Genomic DNA, 18835 nt, shown 5'->3' with positions numbered 1-18835 from the left:
TGTACGCGGGGACCAGTCGCCTACGCCGGCTCAATACGCCAGGTGGTCGCGCTCGTGTACGACCACTTTTCGACATTGATCTCGGACGCGCTGTCCTTGAGCTTGACCATCAGGGCACCAATCTCCTTGGGGGAGAGACCGACTTCGTCAGCGATGAACTTGCTCTTGAAATACATCTCGCCGTCACTTGCCTTCTCTGCGAGGAACGACTTCAGTCGCTCTTCTTTGGAGGGCTCTTCCTCGCCGGAGGGCGTTGCGGTAGCGCTCATCTTTGTCACCTCACTTTCTCGTAGCCCCGCCGACAGTATATAAAGGAAGGAACCTTCAGGTCACTTCGGTCACTTTCAGGACAAATCGAGCTAAAACGCATTCTTTACAACCGTTTCAAATTTATTTAGACGTTTTACAAGGCTTTCTCAGCCCGTAAAGAGGGGCTGATTTCGTGGTGGTTTGAACGGTCTGTGAAAGAGAGATATCACCCTCTGTGGCCCCGATAAACGGCATATTTCGCCGATAGAGTGGGAGAGGCGTCAGACGTGCGTCAGCACGTCGGGCACACGTCATACCAACAGTCCCACAGGGATGCACCCGATAGCAGTCGGTGTGGGGATGAGAAAGGGCTGGCTAGAGAGACAGCAGTCAGTGGCCTTGACAACCCTTAAGAGTGCATCGCGGTTACGGCGGGCTAATGAAAGTCGTCGTTTCCATTGGCGGAAGCGTACTGGCCCCGGACCTCGACGCCGACCGGGTCGCCGATTACGCCGATGCCATCCAGTCACTCGATGCACAGGGACATACACTCGGGACCGTCGTCGGTGGCGGCCCAACCGCACGTGATTACATCGGCAGCGCTCGGGACCTCGGCGCGAACGAAATCGAACTCGACCAGCTGGGAATCGCTGTTACGCGGCTGAACGGCCGACTGCTGATCGCTGCCCTAGACGATCGCGCCGCGCCGACACCCGCCGAAAGCTACGATGAGGGCCGGGAGGCCATCCGTCGCGGAGATATCCCCGTGCTCGGGGGTATCGTCGCCGCACAGACCACCGATGCCGTGGCGGCCGCCTTCGCAGAGTACGTGGGCGCGGACCTGCTCGTGTACGCGACATCGGTTCCCGGCGTCTACAACGCCGACCCGAACGAGGACGACGACGCGACGCGGTTCGACGAACTCGGCGCGGACGAACTCGTCGACGTGATCGCCGACATCGAGATGGACGCCGGCAGCAGCGCGCCGGTCGACCTGCTCGCCGCAAAAATCATCCAGCGGTCCGGCATCCGGACGATGGTCCTTGACGGCACTGATCCCGAGCGTGTCGTGCGCGCGGTCGAAGACGGCGAGTTCGACGGGTCCGAAATCCTCCCGGAGGCATAGATGGCGGAAGACCCCTACGAGGTCGGTCGTGGCGGTTCCCGGGCGTTCTGGGCCGACTCCGTCGCCGACGCTATCGAAGCACGGGACCCCGACGAGCCAATCGTCATCAAGGGCGGTGTCTCCCCGTCGGGCGTCCCCCACATCGGCCATTTCAACGAGATTATGCGGGGCTACTACGTCGCCGAGGCCCTGCGGGACCGCGGTCACGAGGTCCGACAGGTGTTCACCGCCGACGACAAGGACCGGCTGCGGGCGGTCCCCCGCCAGCTCGCCGATCTTGACTGGAACATCGTCGGCCTCGGGGAGGTCGACGCCGGCGCACTCGGGCGGAACCTCGGGAAACCCTACACGGACATCCCGGACCCATTCGGCTGCTGTGACTCCTACGGCGCTCACTTCACGACCCTTCTCCAGAAAAGCGCCGAGCTGGTCGGCGTCGACGTGGAGTTCGTCTCCAACACCGAGCTGTACGCCGACGGCGAGTTCGAAGCAGTCACGCGCCGCGTGCTCGAACGCGCCGACCGGGCCCGCGACGTGCTCGCTAAGTACCAGAACAAGGTCGACGACGACTACGTCCCGTTCCTGCCCCAGTGCGAGGAGTGCGGCAAACTCACCGAGGGCGTCACCGCAGTCGACCTCGACGCCGGCGAAGTCGAATACGTCTGTGAAGACGTCGAGGCCGGCGACCAGACCATCGATGGTTGTGGCCACGAAGGAACGGCGACGCTCCGGGACGGAAAGCTCCCGTGGCGGTTCGAATGGCCCGGTCAGTGGGAGATTCTGGGCGTCGACTTCGAGCCCTTCGGCAAGGACCACGCCGAGGGCTCCTGGCCATCGGGTGAGGATGTCGCCGAGAACGTGTTGGACATCCAGCCGCCAGTCCCGATGGTGTACGAGTGGTTCACGCTCGACGGCGAGCCGCTTTCCTCTTCATCTGGCAATGTCATCACCGTCGATGAGGTGCTGGACATCCTCGAACCGGAGGTGTTCAGGTACTTCTTCGTGAAGGACCCGCGGAAACAGCGGGACTTCTCCGTCGAGACCATCGACCAGCTTGTCGACGAGTTCGATCGGTTCGAGCGGCGGTACTTCGAGGAAATCGAGGCCAGCGAGGACGACGCAGAACTCGCGGAGCGAGCTTACCCGATGGTCGTGGACGACCCGCACGAACAGCGGGTTCGAATCCCGTACACGTTTGCGGCCGTGCTCGGGATGACCGATGACCCGGCACTTCGGGAACAGATCGCCCGGAAGGAAGGCCACATCCCGGACGATGCGCCGGAGTGGGCCGTCGAGCAGGCGCTCGCCCGTGTCGAGCGCGCTCAAGAGTGGGCCAGCCTGACGAACAACGAATTCAACTACGAACTCAAGCGGGCCGAGATGCCCGACGTGTCATTCGACGACGCGACGGCGGCCGCGCTGGACGAGCTGGCCGATTTCATCGCTGAAGGCCACGACGGCGATGCGATTCAGTCGGAAATCTACGAGACGGCAAAGCGAAACGACATCGGCATCAGCGAGTTCTTCTCGGCCGGCTACCGGCTGCTGTTCGACGACACCGAAGGCCCACAGCTCGGGACGTTCATCGCGAAACTTGACCAGGAGTTCGTCGTGGAACGCTTCCGCCGGAACGGATAGTCCGGGGTAGGACGGTCCCACCCGTCCGTAACACCCTATTGGAAGGTGTCTTCAGGGCGACTGTTCCTGCGTGTCGACCCGCTCAAACATCGGTCCGAGGCGCTCGTCGTAACAGTCCTGACAGACGTACACGTCGATGACGCCCGTCTTGCTGTGCGTGTGAAACATCGCGTGGACGGTCGCGTCGAAGGGGACCGTCTCGCCACAGATACCGCAGGTTTCTGGCATTGTCCTGCACCTACTTGCGGTACGCCCTCACACCACATAGAACGGGTGGTCCGTCCACCCCTCAGGTCGAACGAGGCGTCACCAGCACGGGGACATCGACAGTTCGGAGCAGTTGCGACGTAACGCTGCCGAGCAACTGGCGTTTCAGGTTCGAACGGCCGTGTGACGCCATCACGACGAGTTCAATGTCATTGTCGGAGACGTACGCTTGGATGCCAGCGGCAACGCCATCAAGCGAGGTCGTCTGTTCCACAGCAGTTTCAACCGAGACATCCGAGGCCGCCGTCCGAAGTTCGTCGGCGGTTGCTGCGACGGCGTCACGCCCGTTCTCCTCTAGCCGGTCGATGAACGTCTCGTTCAGCCCGCCAGCGTTGAACGCTCCGCCGGCGGCCTGGATATCGACGACGTTGAGAACGTGTACTAGAGCGTCGTATCTGTCTGCAACCGCCGCGCCGTGTCGTGTCGCCGTGTTAGCGTTCTCGCTCCCATCGGTTGTGACGAGTAGCCGCGAGTAATCAAATTCGTCATTTGCTGTCTGTTTCTCCGCAGAAACGACAAGCACGGGCACCGCAGTTCGATTCAGGACCCTCTCAGTGACGCCGCCGAGGAGTCGTTTCCCGAGACCGGTCATCCCCTGTCGGCCAAGGACGATGAGCCCGGCGTCGGTTTCACGAGCGTACTCGTCTATTCGCGCGCTCGGTTTCCCCTCTAGCAGTTCCGTCGTGACGGATTGCCCGATGTCAGCAGCAAGTGACTCGATATCCGCAAGGACCGACTCACCGTGTTCCCGCAGACGGCCGTCCTCGCGGTCCGTTCGCGTGAGCCTGCGTGCTCGCTGCTCGACGACATAGACCGCCTCAGCCGTTGCGTCGAAGTCTTTTGCCAGTGCGAGGCCACGTTGTGCGGCTGCCGCGGCTTCATCGCTCCCATCGACGGGAATGAGAATGTGGTCGTACATTGTGTGGTCGTTTGCGGCGGGGTCACTTCACCGTTGGCTGCTGTGGACCAGCAGTGTGTCCCAAACCAAACCCTCTTGCTTGGCTACGCCTATTTTCGGATAAATGGTGAGTACGCTGACGTGGGTCCTCGCGGGCCTTGTCGCCTACACCCTCCTCGCGATGGCGCTACGGACCCGCGGCGTTGTCCCCGAGTATATTCGTTTTAGCGGCCCGATTACGACGATTCACACACAGAAGGGCAAAGCCGTGCTCGACTGGCTCGCACGGCCAAAGCGGTTCTGGCGGGCCTGGGGAAACCTCGGCGTCGGGTTCGGCCTTGTCGTGATGGTCGGCTCGTTCCTCCTCGTTGCGCTCGGCGCCTACCAGGCGCTCGTCAACCCACAGCCCTCCGCACTGAACGAACCGCGGAACGCACTGGCGATTCCCGGCGTGAATGACTTCCTCCCGCTGTCGGTCGCACCCGAAATCGTGCTCGGGTTGTTGCTCGGCCTCGTCGTCCACGAGGGCGGCCACGGACTCTTCTGTCGCGTCGAAGACATCGACATCGAGTCGATGGGACTTGCCCTGCTGGCGATTATCCCAGTTGGGGCGTTCGTCGAACCCGACGAAGACGAACTCCTCCGCACCGACCGTGGCTCCCAGACCCGGATGTACACGGCCGGCGTGACGAACAACTTCGCGCTCGCGATTATCACGCTCCTGTTGCTATTCGGACCGGTCGCCGGTGCTGTCGCCGTCGTCGACGGCGTGCCGGTTGGGAGCCCCATCAACGGCACCCCCGCCGCAGATGCGGGTATCGAGTCGGGCGACGTCATCACGGCGGTCAACGGCCAATCGGTCGAGAACCAGCAGGCCCTCGAATCAGTGCTCGCCGAAAGCGACGCACAGACGGTCGAAGTGGCTCGCAAGGATGCCGAAACCGTCACCGTCGAACGGTCCGTCGTCGTCTCTGCGGCCCTCCAGAGTGCGCCACTTGGGACTGGTGAGACGATTGTCTCTGTCAACGGGACCGCCGTGGCGACCCGCAATGAGTTCGAACAGGCAGCCCAGAACCATCCCGTAGCGACACTCGAAACCGAGTCCGGGGAGACAGTCACGACCCCGCTCGGCGCATACGTGCTGGTCGCTGAAGACGGCCCGCTCGCCGGGGAAGGGGCACCGAGCGGCGAAAGCATGATTATCACCGAGGTCAACGGAGAGCGAACACACAGCGGAACGGCACTGATACAGGCACTTGAGAGCGGTGAACCCGGTGACCAGGTGACGATCACCGGCTACGCCGACGGCTCCCGCGAGACCTACGAGGTGACGATGGCCGAAAGTGAGCAGGTCGACAACGGCATCATCGGTGTCAGCATCCAGCAGGGCATCAGCGGCATTCAGGTCAGTGACTTCGGCATCGACACCTACCCCGCAGCCGCGTTCCTCGAATTCATCGGCGGCTCGCCGGACACACCAACGTCGGTCTCCGAGTTCTCGTTCGCCCAGCGGATTTTCAGCACGCTCTTGCTCCCCTTCATCGGCGTCGCCGGCGGGTTCGGCTACAACTTCGCCGGCTTCACCGGGATCGCGACGAACTTCTACACCGTCCAGGGCCCGCTCGGGGCGCTCGGAGCGACGCCGGTGTTCCTGCTCGCGAACGTCCTCTTCTGGACCGGCTGGATCAACCTCGTCATCGGTCAGTTCAACCTCATTCCGACGTTCCCACTTGACGGTGGTCACATCCTGCGGGCGTCGACCGAATCGTTCGTTTCGCGGCTGCCCGTCTCGGACGGGCGGCGAGTGACGACGGCCGTCTCGATTGCGATCACGGTATCAATGATCAGCGGCCTCCTGTTGATGGTGTTCGGTCCGCGGCTCCTGACCTGAGACGGACTGCTGTCCCAGTTTCTTCCGGCGCTCGCCTGACTAGCGACGGTTGCTGTGGCTGTGGAGTCTACCGGTCCATCTGTGACGGTCGGGGTTTCGTTACCCATTTACTCTCCGCCGCGAAATCCGGGCGTATGTTCCTGCAGCTCCGTGCGGAGGTCGAGGACACCCTCGCCGACGCACTCACAACCCTCGACCTGCCGGCCGAGGACCTCGGTATCGAGGAGCCACCGGAGGACGTTGACGCCGTATTAGCATCGAGCGTCGCCTTCCGGCTGGCCGGCGAGGTCGGTACTGCGCCGCCAAACGTCGCCGGCGACATCGCCGACGCGATTGCCGCCAACGACCTCACCTACGTCAGTGACGTGACGACACAGGGGCCGTACGTCAATTTCCTCCCGAGCGAGGCGTACTTCGCCGAGACCCTGCAGTCAGTCACAGAGAACGAGTTCGGCCGGCTTCCCGACCGTGACACCAGCGTTGTCGTCGAGCACACGTCCGCGAATCCGACTGGCCCGGTCCACGTCGGGCGGGCACGCAACCCTATCATCGGCGACGCCGTCGCTCGCGTGCTCGATTACGCCGGCTACGATGTCGACCGTCACTACTACGTCAACGACGCGGGCCGGCAGATCGCGGTGTTCACCTGGGCCTACGAGACCTTCGACGAGGATGACCTGCCCGAACCCGAGCGGGAGTCCCCGGAGTACGAGATGGTCCGGTACTACCGCAAGGGCAACACCGTCCTCGAAGAGGGCGACCCCGAGGAGGTTGAGGAAGCGGAGACCGAGGTACAGTCGATTTTGCAGGGCCTCGAAGACGGCGACGAGGAGACGTACGACCGCGTCGCCGAGGTGGTCGACACCGTGCTGGGTGGGATGCAGAGTACGCTCGGCCGGCTTCCGGCGGAGTTCGACGAGTTCGTCAAGGAGACGAAGTTCATGCGCAACGGCGATACCGATGATCTGGTCGACCGCCTGAAGGCCCTCGACTGCGCCGTCTACGAGGAGGATGCCTGGCAGCTGGACCTGCCCGACTTTGAAAAGAACCTCGTGTTCCTTCGCTCCGATGGGACCTCGCTGTACACCACTCGGGACCTGGCCCACCACGAGTGGAAGTTTGACACCTACGACCGCGCCGTCACGGTGCTGGGCGAGGACCACAAGCTACAGGCAGACCAGCTCTCAGCAGCGCTCGAACTGCTCGACAACGATACCGACCAGCTCCGGCAGGTGTTTTACTCCTGGGTGAACCTCCCAGAGGGCGGGATGAGCACGCGCGAGGGGACCGGTATCGACCTCGACGACCTGCTGGATGAAGCAATCGACCGCGCACGGGAGGAGGTCGAGTCCAGACTCGACGACCGGACCCGTGGCGACCTCGACGAAGACGACATCGACCGCATCGCCCGCCAGGTCGGTATTGGCGCGGTTCGATACGACATCGTCTCGAAACAGCCGACAAAGGGCATCACCTTCGAGTGGGACCGTGCGCTGGACTTCGAGGCCCAGTCCGCGCCCTACGTACAGTACGTCCACGCGCGGTGCTGTGGTATTCTGGGCGACGTGGAGACCGATATCCCTGACGAACCCGATCTCGACCCACTATCGGAACCGGAAGAGCGCGACCTGCTTCGCGAACTGGCCCGGTTCCCCGCCGTCATCGAAGCGGCGGCGGACGACCTGACACCCCACACCGTCGCAACCTACACCCGCGACCTCGCCGAGACGTTCAACGCCTTCTATCGGGAGTGTCCGGTTCTCGACGCAGACCCAGAAACCCGCGCCGCGCGACTGGCGCTCGTCGACGGGACCCGAACGGCGATTGCGAACGCGCTGGACGCGCTGGGCGTCGAAGCGCCGACTTCAATGTAGGCGCGGCCCGTTTCGGGTATCCGATGTGACAAGCGATAAGCGGCGAATCAGTCCGGCTGGCCAGGCTATGTTTCGAGGAACGCATCGACTTCCGCTGCGACCAAATCGGGTGCCTCGGCGGGGCCGCTGTGGCTGACACCGTCGAACTCGACGAATCGACTCCGTGTCAGTGTGTCGTGAACGGCCCGAGCACTCTGTCGAAGGAAACTGGGTCCATCGGTGCCGGAGAGAACGAGCGTGGGCGCGTCGACATCGAGACGGTCCGGGAGCCGGTACTGTTCGACAGAGCGGTTCATCCGGACGACCTCCTCGGCGAGGGCCACGCAGTCGGGCCAGACGGGCCACTCCGCCAGCCAGGCGTCGAGGTCCTCGATACCGTCGGGATGAAGAACCTGTTCGATGTAGCGTTTCACCGCCTCCGCTCGCTTTCCGTCCTGTACGAGCGATGCCATTCGGTCAGCGAGGTCAGCGTCAGCCCGGTACTCGGCGGGAAGTACCGCCGGTTCGTACGCGATAACTGCCTTGACCGACGTAACCGACGCGGCCTCAATAGCGGTAAGTGCACCGTACGAGTGGCCGAACAAGATTGGTTCGCCGTCGACAGCGTCGACAAGCGCCTGAACGTACTTGATCTCGCGGTCCAGTACCTCGTCGGCGCTCGTTTCCGCGGCGGAGTCGAGACAGGTCCCGAACCCTGGCCGCTGAGGAACGACAGCGCCGTATCCCTCGAACGCCGGTACGACCGGTCCCCAGTACTCCGTAGGGGCCATCCCACCGTGTAAGAGAACGAGTGGCTGGCCATCACCGTAGCGCTCGAATTCGACTTCGATCTCATCTGTTGGTTGTGTTGGCTGCATACAACAACACGGTCGAACGCAGTCGGGCTAAGCCGTTCTCTCAGTGATTGGGCCGTTTAAAAGGAATTGGTTCAGCAGGGGCGGACACACTGTTCCGACAGGCGCTTCAGCATCGACGTAGAGCGAATTCGTATGGGGCTCATTGCAGCGTTTCAGATATACTGCGATGCGTTGCCGCTCGTGTCGGTTGCAGAGACGGTCCCCGAAGCGTCGATTACCCTCTCCCTCCAGTATAACCACGGTCGTCGTCCGCTGTTTATCGCAACCGTGACCGGTGGCTCCCAACAGACTGTCGAGCAGGCACTCACCAACGCCTACGACGTTCAGGAGTGGACACGCATCGGGACGGCCGGCGACACCCGACGGTATCAGGCAGTGCCGGCGCTGAGCTTCGAAGAGCAACTCGGTGACGAAATTGACGACCTAGACAGACTCGAAGCACTCGCCACGGCAGACGCGATAATCGAACAGATAACCGTGACCGGGGATGGGTGGGAGCAAATGGGCTGGTTCGCCGACCGGGCGGCGTTCACCGAGTTTTCCTCGTTTTGGCAACGGAACGCGGAGTTCGGGCTGGAGCGGCTGACTCGAGACGCGGAGCCGAAGTCGCCCGGGAACGGGCTCACTGACCGACAGCTGGAGGCGCTACGGACGGCGTACGAGATGGGGTATTTTGAAATCCCGCGACGTGCATCACTGGACGCCGTGGCGACGGAATTGGATATCTCTGCGTCGTCACTCTCAGAGCGACTGCGCCGGGCACAGACCCAGCTCATTCAGGAAACGGTCGCGACGCTGTGGCCGCCGCTTCCGGACTGATCCAGAGCCAGTGGCGTGCGGTCGGAGCGACAGGCTGAGACCGGAGACAATCGGGTACAGGGACGTCAATTAAAAAGACCAAACACGCCGCCAGAGTCCTCGTCGTCGGCATCGGAGTGGTCCTCGGTGTCGTCGAGGAACCACTCATCGTCAAGTATTGTCTCGATATCCGTTTCGGGACTCTCGCCACGGAAGAACACACCCTCCAGCGCTTCGGTCAGCCGCTGATAGGCGTCTGCAGCCGTGCTCTCAGGGGCGTTGAGTACGAGTGGTTCCTCGGTCGTCGCCTGCGGGTCGTCCGGAATGACCGCAAGCAGCGGGAACTCCATCTGCTCGGCAATAGCCGCGACATCAGTGTGGCGGGTCGCGCGGTTGATGATCGAACCGAGGACGGTCCCGTCGATTCGGTTCGCTAGCTGGGCCGTTTTGACCGTATCACCCACCGCAACGTCGTCAGGGGTCGTGACAAGGACGATTCCATCAGCCAGCCCAAGCGGCACAGCGACTTCGTGGCTCAGTCCAGCCCCAGTGTCTATCAACACCACGTCGTAGGCATTTCGGAGCGTCTTGATAACTTTCCTGAGCTTTGCGGGGTCAGCGTCCGCAAACGCCTCAAGCGACTGTTCGCCCGGAATCACCGTGAGCCCACCCGGCGCATCAGTCAAAGCCTCACTCACCGCAGCCTCGCCAGCCAGAATCTCGTGGAGGCTCTTTTCGGGCTCCACGGAGAGCATCGAGCCGAGATTCGCCATACCCAGATCTGCGTCGACGACGGCTACGTCGTAGTCCATCTCCTGCAGGACGGCTCCAAGATTTACCGCGGTCGTCGTCTTTCCGACGCCGCCCTTGCCGCCCGCAATCGTACACACATACCCCGCCATAGTCTGATTGCTTGGGTACAATACAGGCAGTCATATAAATTCGATTGTCATTTGTCGAACCGCTACGTGACGGACCACCGGATGAATCGGGTCGACGGCCAATCAGATCATCGGAAGCGTAGGTCTGCCATATCGACCGTCCCACTTCACCGTACCGTTGTGCCGGAGAGCTTTCTTTCGCTCCCGTCCGTCACGGCTCCCGCTGATCGCCGTTCCAATTCGAGACCCCTCGCTTCGCTCGGGCCCTTCGCTCCCTGTCAACAGGTTCTTACGCGACCTTGGCCAATATGGAGTAATGAGCGAGCAGCAGGAACAGGAACAATCTGACAAGCAGAAATATGAGTTCCGGAAGGTCATAGAGGAACTCAAGGGGTACCAGGGTTCGGGAACCCAACTCGTCTCTATCTACATCCCCGAGGACAAGCTGATCAGCGACGTCGTCGCCCACGTCACCCAGGAACACTCCGAAGCTTCGAACATCAAATCGAAGGACACCCGGACAGCGGTGCAAGACGCGCTCACTTCGATCAAGGACCGACTCCGGTACTACGACGTGCGGCCACCCGACAACGGACTGGTCGTGTTCTCGGGTGCGTTCGACACTGGCGGCGGCCGAACCGACATGGTGACGAAGGTCCTCGAATCACCACCGGACCCCATCGAGTCGTTCCGCTACCACTGTGACTCGGAGTTCCTCACCGAGCCGCTGGAGCACATGCTGGCTGATAAAGGGCTGTTCGGCCTCATCGTGCTCGACCGGCGAGAGGCAAACGTCGGCTGGCTGAAGGGCAAACGCGTTGAACCCGTCAAGTCCGCCTCCTCACTGGTCCCGGGCAAACAGCGGAAAGGTGGCCAGTCCGCCCAGCGTTTCGCCCGCCTCCGGCTGGAAGCTATCGACAATTTCTATCAGGAGGTCGCCGGCATGGCGAACGACCTGTTCGTCGCCGACCGCCACGAACTTGACGGCATCCTCGTGGGCGGCCCTTCACCGACCAAAGACGAGTTTCTCGACGGCGACTACCTCCACCACGAGCTACAGGACATGGTGCTCGGGAAGTTCGACGTGGCCTACACCGACGAGTCAGGGCTGTACGACCTCGTTGACGCGGCCGACGAGGTGCTGGCCGAACACGAAATGCTCCGGGACAAGGAGCTCATGGAGGACTTCTTCAAGCAGCTCCACAACGGAGACAAGGCCACCTATGGCTTCGACCAGACGCGCCAGAATCTCAACATGGGCGCGGTCGAACAGCTGCTCATCTCCGAGGACCTCCGGAAAGACGTGGTCGCCTACACCTGCGAGAACGGCCACGACGAGTACGAGCTCATCAACAGCAGCGCCGGGACTGACGACCACGAGTGCTCCCGCTGTGGGGGCATCGTCGACGCCGACGACGGCGAGCGCGAAGACGCCATCGACCACCTGATGCAACTGGCCGAGCAGCGTGGTACCGAGACGGTGTTCATTTCGACTGACTTCGAAAAGGGCGAACAGCTGCTGACCGCCTTCGGCGGCGTCGCCGGTCTGCTGCGCTACTCGACAGGCGTCTAACGCTCAGTCGTTCTCTGTTCCCTGTACGTCTTTGATAATGCCACCACCAGCTCCGCCGAACCGCGCTCCGGCAGGGCCGTCTCTCAGGGGTAGTGAAGCGGTCGACCTGTCCGCTCACAGCAACTGTTCGAGTTGCTGACGACGACGCCCGAGGTCGACATGAGCCGCTTCCCCGTAGCTGGCGTCGAGACGGTCCAGTGCCAGCAGTGGGTCAACGCCCTCGCGCTCGATACGCTCTAGCAGCGCAGTGATCTCTTCGCGGTGCATTGCGAGTGAATCAAGCAGCCCAACGAGCAACACCAGCGGGATCGCTGCGCCGTCATCATCGGGAATTGCATCATCAAGTCCCGTGAAATCAGGCACAGCAGCGGGCGGCTCGGTCTCCGGGTGAAGCGCCAGACAGGACCGGCAGACGCTGGCACCCGGTACGTCTCCGGGGAGAAATTGCTGGCGGTCGGCCGGGACTGGGAACGAAACGAGGTCGCCACCGCACTCGGGACAGGACATACTCAAGCACGAACGGGAAAGCGCAAAAACGGTACCGGTCAGAACGAGCGCCCTGTTCAGTCGTCAGCAGTGACCGCTTCGGGTTCTTCTTGTGCTTCCTCCTCAGCCGCGAGCGCGTCCTCTTCTTCTTCCTTCTTGGCTTTGATCTTCTTCATGCGGAAGATCTCCTCACGCTCCTGCTCTTCGAGTTTCTGCTCGATGTACTCCTGATTGTCGTAGAGGTCGGGCAGAAGCTTGAATTCGAGGGCGTTGACACGGCGCTTCGTCGTCTCGATTTCCTCGAGCATCTTCTTCATCGCTGTCTCGACTTCGGCGGCGAGGATGATGTTCTCAAGCAGTTCCTCGTAGGCCTCGGCGGCCTCATCGATGCGGGCCGAGGTCCCCATGACGCCGTAGCCGCGTTCGTCCAGTGACTTTCGAACCTTGCTTGACTCGATCTGCGGGACGACGACGCCCATGATGTTCTTGGACTGGGTCGTCAGTTCGGGGTGTTCTTTCAGTGCTGCGGCGGCCCCGCGGACGGCCACGTCGCCTTCCATCGCCCGGGCCATGTTGATCGCGCGCTGGGCCCGCTCATAGGAGCCGTCGAGGTCGTCACGGACGTCCTGCGCTTGGTCCAAGATGTCCATGAACTCCATAATGAGGCCGTCACGCTTCTTCTCCAGCGTGTCGTGCCCACGCTCGGACAGCTCGATGCGGTCCTCGATCTGCATCAGATTCTTTCGCGTGGGTTTGACGTCCTTAGCCATTACGGGTCTTTTTTCGACGTAGGCAGTTAACGGTTTCCAGTTATTTCGGTTCGAGCGCCGCCGCTTCCGGACTGACACGCAAAAAAACGAAGTCGGCGAACGGTAGCGTTAGTCGTCTGCAGGCGTTGCGCCAGTGCCGGTCGTCTCGGCTGCGCCGTCGAGCACGCCGTGGCTCCGGAGCAGGATGATACCGAAGCCGACCTTGGCGGTCAGGTCGATGACCATGAAGCCGGCCGTCTCGATCCCGATACCGACGAGGCCGAGTCCTTCACTGCCGACGAGCCACCAGACTGGGTAGACCAGCCAGACGACCGTGACGAGGTTGCGCAACGTCTTGAACGTGCTTCGCGTGTCACTGGGCAGGTCTGCAACCCGACCAGACAGCGAACTGAACAGGAAGTACAGCAGGACCAGCAGGAAGGCGGTACTGATACCCCACCAGACCAGCCGTTCCGCACCGGCCGACAGCACGCCGCTGCCTGCGCTCAGCGTTGCGACCACACCGGTACCGATCATCAGCACGTCGAGGCTGACAAGCGAGTAAATGGTGTTTCGGTCTGCTCCTGCGAGCAGCCCGAGGTCATACAGCAGCAACGGCGTCGTGAACAGCCAGTCGGTGTATCGCGCCCAGTAGATCGGGTGTTCCGACCCGCCGAACTCGATAATCGTCAACCCGAAGCCAAGCGCCATCGCGAGGTAATTCACGAACGCGATTGCCGTGATTAGTATTGTCGCGATGTAGAACTTCTGACGCCTGCTGTCGGTCTCACCCCAGCCGCGCGCGATGAAGTATAGCATGCCGAGGAACATGCCCGCTGTACCTAACCACAGCCAAGTCGCTTCGCTCCCTGGTGCTGGCATAGTGCACCCTAGTGTAGGAGGTCAACGGTAAACAGTCGCGTACCCAAAATATATGGTACAGACAGAGAGGTGCTGGAGAAAGTAAGCCGTCGCGTCAGGCCTCGACGGTTTCGGCGGTCTCGTCCTCGCGGTAGTGCTCCTCGATCAGGTCCTCATCGATGCGGTTCAGCGCATCTTTCGGAAGCATCGAGAGCAGGTCCCAGCCGAGTTCGAGCGTCTCGTCGATACTGCGGGCCGTGTCGGTGCCCTGATCGACGAACTCCTCCTCGAAGCGGTCGGCGAAGTCCAGATACTTGTTGTCCAGTTCCGACAGCGCCTCGCGACCGACGATGTTCACGAGGTCGCGCAGGTCCTCACCTTCCGCGTACGCGGCGAAGATCTGGTCTTTCACGTCGGCATGATCAGCGCGGGTGAGTCCCTCGCCGATACCGTCGTCCATCAGCCGCGACAGGCTTGGCAGGACATTGATCGGCGGCTGGATGCCCTGGCTGTTGAGATCGCGGTCGATGTAGATCTGACCCTCAGTAATGTAGCCGGTCAGATCCGGAATCGGGTGCGTGTCGTCGTCGCCCGGCATCGTCAGGATCGGGAGCTGGGTCACAGAGCCCTCCCGGCCCTCGATCCGACCGGCACGCTCGTAGAGCTGTGCCAGGTCAGTGTACATGTATCCGGGGTAGCCACGCCGGCCCGGGACCTCCTCACGCGCGGCACCGATTTCGCGCAGTGCCTCACAGTAGTTGGTCATGTCCGTCAGGATGACCAGGACGTGGTAGTCCTTCTCGAAGGCGAGGTACTCGGCGGTGGTCAGCGCCAGCCGTGGCGTAATCGTCCGCTCGACGGCTGGGTCGTCTGCGAGGTTCATGAAGACGACAGAGCGTTCCAGCGCGCCGGTACGCTCGAAGTCGTCCATGAACTCGTTTGCCTCTTCAGCTGTGATACCCATCGCACCGAAGATGACGGCGAACTCTGACCCTTCGTCGTCGTCGCCTTCCTCCTCCTCTTCCGGCACCGTTGCCTGTCGCGCGATCTGGAGCGCCAGGTCGTTGTGTGGCAGGCCGGAGGCGGAGAAAATCGGCAGTTTCTGGCCGCGGACGAGCGTGTTCATGCCGTCGATGGCCGAAACACCGGTCTGGATGAACTCCTCAGGGTACTCCCGGGAGAACGGGTTGATCGCCTCACCGACGATGTCGCGGCGTTCGTCGGGGACAATCTCGGGCCCGCCGTCGATCGGCTGGCCGGTCCCGTCCATGACCCGTCCGAGGAGGTCCTCGGTGACGGGCATCTTCATCGTCTCGCCGAGGAAGCGAACCGAGGCATCGCGGTCGATACCTTCGGTGCCCTCGAACACCTGAATGGCGACGTAGTCGCTCGCGGATTCGAGCACCTGGCCACGGCGGGTCTCGCCGTCGCTGAGCTCGATTTCGACGATGTCGTCGTAGCCGACCGGTTCGTCGGTCTCGACGAACACCAGCGGTCCGCTGATCTCCGTGATTGTCTGATACTCTTTCATTGTTAGTACAGCTCCCGCAGTTGAGACTCGATTTCGTCTTCGAGGTCGTCGATATACTCGTTCCAGTCCTCTTGGACACCGATACGGTTGAGCCGCGGCGCGGCGTCAATGTCGGTGATCTCCTCGACAGGGACACCGGCATCCAGCGCCTCGAAGGCCGCATCGTTGTACGTCTTGGCGGCGTCCATGATGCGGTAGGTCTTCTCGGGCTCACAGAACGTGTCCACGTCGTGGAAGGCGTTCTGCTGGAGCCACGCCTCGCGCAGGTAGCGCGCAATCTCGAGCGTCAGCTGCTGGTCTTCCGGCAGCGCGTCCTTCCCGACGAGCTGGACAATCTCCTGCAGTTCCGCTTCCTCGTCCAGCGTGTCGATAGCCCACTGGCGCGTCTCCGGCCAGTCAGCCCGGACGTTGTCCTCGAACCACGGGTCGAGCTGGTCGCGATACAGCGAGTACGACTCGTTCCAGTTGATAGAGGGGAAGTGCCGGCGTTCGGCCAGATCAGCGTCGAGCGCCCAGAACGTCTTGACAATACGCAGCGTGTTCTGAGTGACTGGCTCGGAGAAGTCCCCGCCCGGCGGCGAGACGGCCCCGATGACTGAGACAGAGCCCTCGGTGCCGTTGATGTTCTCGAAGTACCCGGCGCGTTCGTAGAACTCGCTCAGGCGAGCGGAGAGGTACGCGGGGTACCCCTCCTCACCCGGCATCTCCTCGAGTCGGGACGAAATCTCACGCATGGCCTCGGCCCACCGGGAGGTGGAGTCGGCCATCAGCGCCACGTCGTACCCCATGTCGCGGAAGTACTCCGCGATGGTGATACCCGTGTACACGCAGGATTCGCGTGCCGCGACGGGCATATTCGACGTGTTCGCAATGAGGCAGGTCCGGTCCATCAGCGCGTTGCCGGTGGTCGGGTCCTCGAGTTCCGGGAAGTCCTCAATGACCTCAGTCATCTCGTTGCCACGCTCGCCACAGCCGACGTAGACGACGATGTCCGCGTCGGCCCACTTGGCAAGCTGGTGCTGGGTGACCGTCTTCCCGGAGCCGAATGGTCCGGGAATGGCGGCTGTCCCGCCTTTCGCAATTGGGAACAGGCCATCAAGCACACGCTGACCGGAGATGAGCGGTTCCGTCGGGGTCTCCTTCTCGACGGTCGGTCGCTGCTGGCGCACCGGCCACTCCTGGTGCATCTGGATCTCTTCGCCGTTGTCCAGTTCGACGACGGTCTCTTCAACGTTGAAGTTACCCGATTCGATGGCGACGACCTCGCCACCCTCGGAGTCGGGCGGGACCATCACCTTGTGGTCGATGCTTGGCGTCTCGGGAACGGTACCGATGATATCGCCGGATTCGACCTCGTCGCCTTCCTCGACTTCAGGAGTGAACTCCCAAGTCTTCTCTAGGTCGATGCCCGGCGCGTCGACACCACGGTCGAGGAACGCCGACCCCATCTTCTCTTCGAGCACGTCGAGCGGGCGCTGGACACCATCGTAGATGGCGTCGAGCATACCCGGCCCGAGGTCCACGGAGAGCGGCGAGCCCGTCCCTTCGACGGGTTCGCCAGGAGAGACACCGGAGGTCTCCTCGTACACCTGAATCGTGGTGATATTTCCTTCAATCTCGATGACCTCGCCCATCAGCCCTTCCGAGCCGACGTAAACGACGTCGTTCATCCGGGCGTCGAGGTCCCGAGCCGTTACGACCGGTCCCGAGACGCTTTCGATAATGCCGTCCTCGCGGACGTCTGTGTCTGTTGCTTGACTCATGGTTAGTCCTCGTCCATCAGGTCGATACCGATGGCTCGCTTGATCTGTTCACGCAGTCCGCCGCTCCCAGTGCCGCCGCCGAGCGTGACCATCACCGGCTCGACACTCGTCTCCGCGTCCTGCCTGACACCGCGTGAGAGATGCGACAGGTCGTCGTCGTGCATCACGACGATGCCGACATCGTCGTCGTTGAGCATCTCCTCGACGACGTTGTCGAGCTGCTCGTCTTTCTCGTCGGAAGGCACGTCCGCGAATTTGCGGACGCCGAGCTAGCCGAAAGCCCGTCGTGAACTCCGGGCTTCCGATGACAGCGATCTCCTGGCTCATAGTATCACCAGCTCCTGTTCGATTTCGTCGGGGCCGAGGCCGGCCTCGCGACCGCGGGCGATGGCCCGGATGTTGTCGACCTCGCGCTCCTTGGCGAGGACGTAGGACAGCACCGGACAGACCGACAGCGGGTAGCGGTTCGAGAGCCGGTCGGCGTATTCGAGTAGCGCCGCGTCCAGCGCCCGCTCGAAGTCGATGAGGTTGTCAGCCTCCTCAAGCGCCGACAGCGCCTGGTCAAGGTCGTCGCCGTACTTGCTCTCGCGGACGGCGCTGACCAGCTGATCGAGATTCGTCGACAGCTGTGCGACCTCCTGTGCGTCGAACAGCTGTCCACCCTCGATGAAGTATTCCGAGGGGTCAAGGTCCGCGCCACTGCGGGCCAGCCGGAGCGCATTCCGGAGGTTTCGGAAGTCGACTTCCGTCTCCAGGAACTCGACGTACAGCCCGGTCGGGCTGTCAATCTCCGGGTTGTCCGGAAGCCCCGACAGCAGTGTTTCGTAGAACGCGCGGTCGAGCGCGTTCTCCAGCGGCACGAGAACGCCGCTTTCCTCGTACACGTCGAACGCTTCGGCCAGCGACTCGCCGAAGATGGTGTCGTCGAGTTGCTCGACGACCTCCTCGATAGAGCCGGCGTTCAGCAGATCCTCGATTCGCCGGTCAGTGAACTCGCCGGCCCTGATGAGATCGTCCTCGACCTCGGTCCGCTCTGCGTCCGAGTAGAGCCCGCGGATGACTGTTTTGACGTTCCACACGTCGAATTTTCGCAGGTATCGGGCAATGTAATCGTACAGTGCCCCCTCAGACCAGCGAAGCAGGTCGTCGAAGTGTTTCGCAAGGTTGCGGTTCAGCGCGTACTCGACGAGGTCAACGCCATCGTACCGGGAGCCGAGCGCGTTCATCTCGGTCTCGTACTCCGTTTCCTCCATGAAGCGGGCGATTTCGCCCGTCCCCATGCGGACCAGCTTCCGGTAGTCGTCATCGTCAAACAGGGATGCGCTGCGGGCACGAACCCGTGCGATGACGTACTCGTAGTTGCTTCCCTGGCCGCTCGTTCCCATTCGCGAAC

17 protein-coding genes and 1 pseudogene are annotated in these 18835 nt (G+C 62.2%); 6 read left to right on the top strand and 12 right to left on the bottom strand.

Annotated features, from left to right (window positions below; genetic code table 11):
* Positions 1-20: 20 nt before the first annotated feature.
* Entirely contained in the window at positions 21-269 is a 249-nt protein-coding gene (locus ACODNH_RS12480) for a DUF7123 family protein (RefSeq protein ID WP_004518404.1), read from the bottom strand.
* A 419-nt stretch (positions 270-688) separates the two neighbouring features.
* On the opposite strand from ACODNH_RS12480, the gene pyrH reads away from it, so the two are divergent.
* The gene (gene pyrH, locus ACODNH_RS12475) at positions 689-1375 is read left to right on the top strand and encodes a UMP kinase (protein WP_011224653.1); all 687 of its coding nucleotides are present in this window, start codon (positions 689-691) and stop codon (positions 1373-1375) included.
* Complete coding sequence (gene lysS / locus ACODNH_RS12470) at positions 1376-3013, top strand: lysine--tRNA ligase (protein ID WP_434530361.1); 1638 nt, start codon at positions 1376-1378, stop codon at positions 3011-3013.
* 51 nt (positions 3014-3064) lie between these two features.
* Here lysS and ACODNH_RS12465 read toward each other — a convergent pair whose 3' ends face one another.
* Positions 3065-3241 (bottom strand): hypothetical protein, encoded by a 177-nt coding sequence (locus ACODNH_RS12465; RefSeq protein ID WP_306704585.1) that lies wholly within the window; start codon positions 3239-3241, stop codon positions 3065-3067.
* A gap of 61 nt (positions 3242-3302) precedes the next feature.
* Entirely contained in the window at positions 3303-4199 is an 897-nt protein-coding gene (locus ACODNH_RS12460) for a universal stress protein (protein WP_306704583.1), read from the bottom strand.
* Between the two features lie 103 nt (positions 4200-4302).
* Here ACODNH_RS12460 and ACODNH_RS12455 point away from each other — a divergent pair, with 103 nt between their 5' ends.
* Positions 4303-6069 carry a site-2 protease family protein gene (locus ACODNH_RS12455; protein ID WP_306704582.1) on the top strand — a complete coding sequence of 589 codons (1767 nt, stop codon included), beginning with the start codon at positions 4303-4305 and terminating at the stop codon, positions 6067-6069.
* A gap of 134 nt (positions 6070-6203) precedes the next feature.
* Positions 6204-7943: an arginine--tRNA ligase gene (gene argS / locus ACODNH_RS12450; protein ID WP_434530360.1), complete on the top strand. Its 1740-nt coding sequence runs from the start codon at positions 6204-6206 to the stop codon at positions 7941-7943.
* Between the two features lie 65 nt (positions 7944-8008).
* Here the strand turns inward: argS and ACODNH_RS12445 are convergent, their stop codons facing one another.
* On the bottom strand, positions 8009-8800 hold the full coding sequence (locus ACODNH_RS12445; protein WP_434530359.1) for an alpha/beta fold hydrolase: 792 nt from the start codon (positions 8798-8800) through the stop codon (positions 8009-8011).
* Between the two features lie 132 nt (positions 8801-8932).
* Between ACODNH_RS12445 and ACODNH_RS12440 the strand changes: the two genes are divergently transcribed.
* On the top strand, positions 8933-9619 hold the full coding sequence (locus ACODNH_RS12440; protein WP_434530358.1) for a helix-turn-helix domain-containing protein: 687 nt from the start codon (positions 8933-8935) through the stop codon (positions 9617-9619).
* Positions 9620-9684: 65 nt separating this feature from the next.
* On the opposite strand, the gene ACODNH_RS12435 is transcribed toward ACODNH_RS12440, so the two are convergent.
* Positions 9685-10500, bottom strand: coding sequence for a MinD/ParA family ATP-binding protein (locus tag ACODNH_RS12435; RefSeq protein WP_306704574.1), 816 nt, complete (start codon positions 10498-10500; stop codon positions 9685-9687).
* A gap of 295 nt (positions 10501-10795) precedes the next feature.
* Between ACODNH_RS12435 and prf1 the strand changes: the two genes are divergently transcribed.
* A complete protein-coding gene (gene prf1 / locus ACODNH_RS12430) occupies positions 10796-12052 on the top strand; it encodes a peptide chain release factor aRF-1 (protein ID WP_434530357.1) in 1257 nt (418 codons plus the stop codon).
* A gap of 114 nt (positions 12053-12166) precedes the next feature.
* On the opposite strand, the gene ACODNH_RS12425 is transcribed toward prf1, so the two are convergent.
* The 7 genes and pseudogenes from ACODNH_RS12425 to ACODNH_RS12395 form a co-directional block, all read right to left on the bottom strand.
* Positions 12167-12559 (bottom strand): DUF6276 family protein, encoded by a 393-nt coding sequence (locus ACODNH_RS12425; protein ID WP_306704569.1) that lies wholly within the window; start codon positions 12557-12559, stop codon positions 12167-12169.
* A 56-nt stretch (positions 12560-12615) separates the two neighbouring features.
* The gene (locus ACODNH_RS12420; protein WP_306704567.1) at positions 12616-13308 is read right to left on the bottom strand and encodes a V-type ATP synthase subunit D; all 693 of its coding nucleotides are present in this window, start codon (positions 13306-13308) and stop codon (positions 12616-12618) included.
* 108 nt (positions 13309-13416) lie between these two features.
* Complete coding sequence (locus tag ACODNH_RS12415; protein WP_306704565.1) at positions 13417-14169, bottom strand: bacteriorhodopsin; 753 nt, start codon at positions 14167-14169, stop codon at positions 13417-13419.
* Positions 14170-14263: 94 nt separating this feature from the next.
* Positions 14264-15679, bottom strand: a complete 1416-nt coding sequence (locus ACODNH_RS12410; RefSeq protein WP_306704563.1) for an ATP synthase subunit B — start codon at positions 15677-15679, stop codon at positions 14264-14266.
* 2 nt (positions 15680-15681) lie between these two features.
* Positions 15682-17442 carry an ATP synthase subunit A gene (locus ACODNH_RS12405; protein ID WP_306704560.1) on the bottom strand — a complete coding sequence of 587 codons (1761 nt, stop codon included), beginning with the start codon at positions 17440-17442 and terminating at the stop codon, positions 15682-15684.
* A gap of 2 nt (positions 17443-17444) precedes the next feature.
* Positions 17445-17769: pseudogene (locus tag ACODNH_RS12400) on the bottom strand (V-type ATP synthase subunit F).
* Positions 17766-18827, bottom strand: coding sequence for a V-type ATP synthase subunit C (locus ACODNH_RS12395; protein WP_434531441.1), 1062 nt, complete (start codon positions 18825-18827; stop codon positions 17766-17768). Before ACODNH_RS12395 ends, ACODNH_RS12400 begins: the two are co-directional and overlap by 4 nt.
* Positions 18828-18835 lie beyond the last annotated feature (8 nt).

The sequence above is a fragment of the Haloarcula sp. NS06 genome (genome assembly GCF_051122755.1).
Classification (GTDB): Archaea; Halobacteriota; Halobacteria; order Halobacteriales; family Haloarculaceae; genus Haloarcula.
The sequence above is the reverse complement of the archived record's forward strand: the minus strand, read 5'-3'. Positions and strand labels throughout refer to the sequence as shown.

Excerpts from the sequence above, each read along its gene's own strand:
- ACODNH_RS12480 (WP_004518404.1), bottom strand. The coding sequence starts at position 269 with ATGAGCGCTACCGCAACGCCCTCCGGCGAGGAAGAGCCCTCCAAAGAA.
- pyrH (WP_011224653.1), top strand. The coding sequence starts at position 689 with ATGAAAGTCGTCGTTTCCATTGGCGGAAGCGTACTGGCCCCGGACCTC.
- lysS (WP_434530361.1), top strand. The coding sequence starts at position 1,376 with ATGGCGGAAGACCCCTACGAGGTCGGTCGTGGCGGTTCCCGGGCGTTC.
- ACODNH_RS12465 (WP_306704585.1), bottom strand. The coding sequence starts at position 3,241 with ATGCCAGAAACCTGCGGTATCTGTGGCGAGACGGTCCCCTTCGACGCG.
- ACODNH_RS12460 (WP_306704583.1), bottom strand. The coding sequence starts at position 4,199 with ATGTACGACCACATTCTCATTCCCGTCGATGGGAGCGATGAAGCCGCG.
- ACODNH_RS12455 (WP_306704582.1), top strand. The coding sequence starts at position 4,303 with ATGGTGAGTACGCTGACGTGGGTCCTCGCGGGCCTTGTCGCCTACACC.
- argS (WP_434530360.1), top strand. The coding sequence starts at position 6,204 with ATGTTCCTGCAGCTCCGTGCGGAGGTCGAGGACACCCTCGCCGACGCA.
- ACODNH_RS12445 (WP_434530359.1), bottom strand. The coding sequence starts at position 8,800 with ATGCAGCCAACACAACCAACAGATGAGATCGAAGTCGAATTCGAGCGC.
- ACODNH_RS12440 (WP_434530358.1), top strand. The coding sequence starts at position 8,933 with ATGGGGCTCATTGCAGCGTTTCAGATATACTGCGATGCGTTGCCGCTC.
- ACODNH_RS12435 (WP_306704574.1), bottom strand. The coding sequence starts at position 10,500 with ATGGCGGGGTATGTGTGTACGATTGCGGGCGGCAAGGGCGGCGTCGGA.
- prf1 (WP_434530357.1), top strand. The coding sequence starts at position 10,796 with ATGAGCGAGCAGCAGGAACAGGAACAATCTGACAAGCAGAAATATGAG.
- ACODNH_RS12425 (WP_306704569.1), bottom strand. The coding sequence starts at position 12,559 with ATGTCCTGTCCCGAGTGCGGTGGCGACCTCGTTTCGTTCCCAGTCCCG.
- ACODNH_RS12420 (WP_306704567.1), bottom strand. The coding sequence starts at position 13,308 with ATGGCTAAGGACGTCAAACCCACGCGAAAGAATCTGATGCAGATCGAG.
- ACODNH_RS12415 (WP_306704565.1), bottom strand. The coding sequence starts at position 14,169 with ATGCCAGCACCAGGGAGCGAAGCGACTTGGCTGTGGTTAGGTACAGCG.
- ACODNH_RS12410 (WP_306704563.1), bottom strand. The coding sequence starts at position 15,679 with ATGAAAGAGTATCAGACAATCACGGAGATCAGCGGACCGCTGGTGTTC.
- ACODNH_RS12405 (WP_306704560.1), bottom strand. The coding sequence starts at position 17,442 with ATGAGTCAAGCAACAGACACAGACGTCCGCGAGGACGGCATTATCGAA.
- ACODNH_RS12395 (WP_434531441.1), bottom strand. The coding sequence starts at position 18,827 with ATGGGAACGAGCGGCCAGGGAAGCAACTACGAGTACGTCATCGCACGG.